The following is a 361-nucleotide window of genomic DNA, read 5'->3' as shown; positions in this document are numbered from 1 at the left end:
CACCAGGACCGGCCGGGTGGGGCTGATCTCGGTGGACTCGGCGATGTACGTCTCCAGGCGCGCCTCGTCGTAGACGATCTCCATGCCGCGCCCGCCCAGCACGTACGAGGGGCGGACCAGGACCGGGTAGCCGATCTCGTCGGCGATCTCCTTGGCCTCGGCGAAGGTGGTCGCGGTGCCGTGCTTGGGCGCCGGGAGACCGGCCTCCTTGAGGACCTGGCCGAAGGCGCCGCGGTCCTCGGCGGCGTGGATGGCCTCCGGGGAGGTGCCCACGATCGGCACGCCGTTGTCCTTCAACGCCTGCGCCAACCCCAGCGGGGTCTGACCACCCAGCTGCACGATCACACCGGCCAAAGGCCCC

The 361-nt window shown here is 71.5% G+C and carries 1 protein-coding gene; it reads right to left on the bottom strand.

Going from position 1 to position 361, the window contains the following annotated elements; genetic code table 11:
• On the bottom strand, positions 1-361 hold a 361-nt coding region (locus RND61_RS32540), incomplete at both ends, for an ATP-binding protein (RefSeq protein ID WP_449343285.1).

Origin of the sequence: Streptomyces tamarix, assembly GCF_032423885.1 — a bacterium.
GTDB classification, from domain to species: domain Bacteria; phylum Actinomycetota; class Actinomycetes; order Streptomycetales; family Streptomycetaceae; genus Streptomyces; species Streptomyces tamarix.
The sequence above is the reverse complement of the archived record's forward strand: the minus strand, read 5'-3'. Positions and strand labels throughout refer to the sequence as shown.